Origin of the sequence: Phenylobacterium sp. (assembly GCF_031412415.1) — a bacterium.
In the GTDB taxonomy this organism is placed as follows: Bacteria; Pseudomonadota; Alphaproteobacteria; order Caulobacterales; family Caulobacteraceae; genus Phenylobacterium.
On the sequence record NZ_JANOCX010000118.1, the window covers coordinates 1 to 1,832 of the forward strand.

The window sequence follows — 1,832 nt, forward strand, 5'->3', positions numbered from 1 at the left end:
AATACAGCGGCATCGTGATCGAAAAGCTGTCGGCTCGTAAGGCCGAGCTGAAGGATATGGGCCCGTCGGGCGCGGGCAAGACCCGCATCAGCCTGATGAGCCCGTCGCGCTCGCTGATCGGCTATCAGGGCGAATTCCTCACCGACACCCGCGGCTCGGGCGTGCTGAACCGCGTGTTCAGCCACTACGAGCCCTACAAGGGCGCCATCGACGCCGGCCGCAAGGGCGTGCTGGTCTCCAATTCCGACGGGGAAACCGCCGCCTTCGCGCTGTGGAACCTGGAGGACCGGGGCTTCATGTTCGTCGGCGCCGGGGAGAAGACCTACCAGGGCATGATCATCGGCGAGAACGCCCGCGCCGACGATCTCGACGTCAATCCGATGAAGGCCAAGCAGCTCACCAACGTCCGCGCGTCCGGCAAGGACGAAGCCGTTCGCCTGACCCCGCCGCGCCGCATGACCCTCGAACAGGCCATCGCCTATATCGAGGAAGACGAGCTGGTCGAGGTGACGCCCAAGTCGATCCGCCTGCGCAAGCAGGTGCTGAACCCCTCGTTCCGCAAGCGCCGCGCCAAGGAAGAGTAGGCCGTGGCGCGGGATCCGGCGGAAGTCTCCGGTTCCAATCGCCAGGCCGCGCGCGAGCGGGCTTTCCGCCTGCTGGCCGGCACGGTCAGCGCCCTGTTCCTGGCCTTCGCCAGCCTGGGCGGAGCCTTCTTCTGGTATGACCGAAGCGCCGCCTGGGTCGACCACACCCACGAGGTGCGCAATACGATCGCCGACGCCCTTCAGGCGCTGACGGACGTCGAGTCCGCCCAGCGCGGCTTCATCCTGACCGGCGATCCAATGTTCGCGCGCCAGATCGAGGTCGGCCGGGCGAAGGCGAACGCCGAGCTCGCCACGGTCGACGCCCTGATCACCGACAACGCGGGACAACAGGAACGGGTCGGCGAGTTGCGCAGGCTGATGGCCAAGCGCCTGGCGGTGGTCGACGAGACCCTGGCTCAGCGCAGGGCGGGCGACGCGGTCGCCGCCATTCGGACCATCCGCCGGGGCGAAGGCACAGCGGCCATGGACGGGGTTCGCCGCATCGTCGCCGCGCTGGAGGCTGAGGAAGCCAGGCTGCTCGCCAGCCGTGCGCGCGAGACCGCGATCATTCGAGCGGTGCTGATCGGCCTGCTGGCGGCCTTCGCCCTGGCCCTGACCTTCATGTTCGTGAAGGCCCAGCGCGATCTCAGCCTGGACCGGGAGGTGGAGGCCGACACCGCCGAACGGCTGCGCGCCCTGCTCGCAGACCGGACCCTGCTGCTCGACGAAGTGAACCACCGGGTCAAGAACTCGCTCCAGCAGATCGCCAGCGTGGTGCGCCTGCAGTCGCGGTCGGTGACCGACGCCGCGGCGCGCGAGGCCCTTGAGAAGACCCTCGATCGGATCATGGCCGTGGGCCGGGTTCACGAGCAGCTCTACAAGTCGGGCGGTCAGGTCGGCGTGTTCGACGCGGGCCACTACGCCAAGGCGCTGGCGCATGACCTGGTCGATTCCATGGGACGTGAAGACGTCGAACTGACCACGGATGTCGAAGCCCACGTGCTGGACCTGAAACAGGCGGTGCCGCTGGCGCTGATCCTTAACGAGCTGGTGACCAACGCCTTGAAATATGGGTGCCCGGCCGATAGGCCTTGTCGCATTCACGTCAGCTTCGGAACCGACGGGTCAGACTATCGCTTACGTGTCGCCGACGACGGGCTGGGCCTGCCCAAGGGCTTCACCCCCGGATCAAAGAAGAGCTTGGGCATGCGAGCCATCGAGGCGCTCGCAAGACAACTGGGCGGCCGT

The 1,832-nt window shown here is 67.4% G+C and carries 1 protein-coding gene and 1 pseudogene; both read left to right on the top strand.

All coding sequences use genetic code 11. The features are described from left to right. Positions 1–584, top strand: a pseudogene (locus tag RMO04_RS05810) (translational GTPase TypA); the annotation flags it as partial. A 3-nt stretch (positions 585–587) separates the two neighbouring features. Continuing rightward, positions 588–1,832: CHASE3 domain-containing protein (locus RMO04_RS05815; protein ID WP_309643845.1), on the top strand; the 1,245-nt coding region annotated here is incomplete at its 3' end.